At 46.4% G+C, this 681-nt stretch carries 1 protein-coding gene; it reads right to left on the reverse strand.

Translation table 11 applies throughout. The annotated features are described in order from the left end of the window. Positions 1–681, reverse strand: a 681-nt coding sequence (locus A3762_RS17820; RefSeq protein ID WP_156493563.1) for an HDOD domain-containing protein, incomplete at both ends; no start/stop codon positions are given.

A 681-nucleotide genomic window follows, 5' to 3' on the forward strand; every position in this document is an offset into this window, starting at 1 on the left:
TCTGGCTCAGCGACACGAAGCTTATTGAGCATGCGATACTCAGGCGGGAAGAGCTGCCCGATGAGCAGTAGACCAAAATTGTGGAGTAAACCAGACAAGTATGCCTCGTGCTCGTCTACACCCAAATCAGGGTTGACCATGACAGAGAGCGCTTGAGTTAACACAGCAGAATGCAAAGCATGACGCCATAATGCATTGAGCCCTAATGGACCATCAAGAGGTAAGGTAAAAGCACGAGCGGATGCAATGCCAAGGGAAAGTTTAGCGACGCGTTCAAAACCTAAGACAGCATTGATCGCCTCTTTCACATCAGTCAAATTACCACGGTAATTGAACAATGCCGATCTTGCATAACGCATAATTTGCGCAGATAAACTTGGATCTTGCTCCACAAGCTGGGCCAATTCCTGAACACTAGAATTAGGATCAGACGTAATATGCATGACGCGCACAGCGGTTTCAGGCATCGGAGGCAGACGATAAAGTGTTGTTAGCTTTTTAGCCACATCATCAAGCGAGTAGCCTTTCTCGATATGAACTACTATCTCTGGCGCGCTTAGACTTTCAGAAAAGTCGCCTTTATTGCATTGGTGAAATGCCGCTCGAATCGATAAGCGAGGCAAGTTTAACAAGGTGTTTGCACAACCGCTCGAAGCAAAAATAGCATCAAGTTCGAATACT

The organism is Oleiphilus sp. HI0125, from assembly GCF_001635355.1.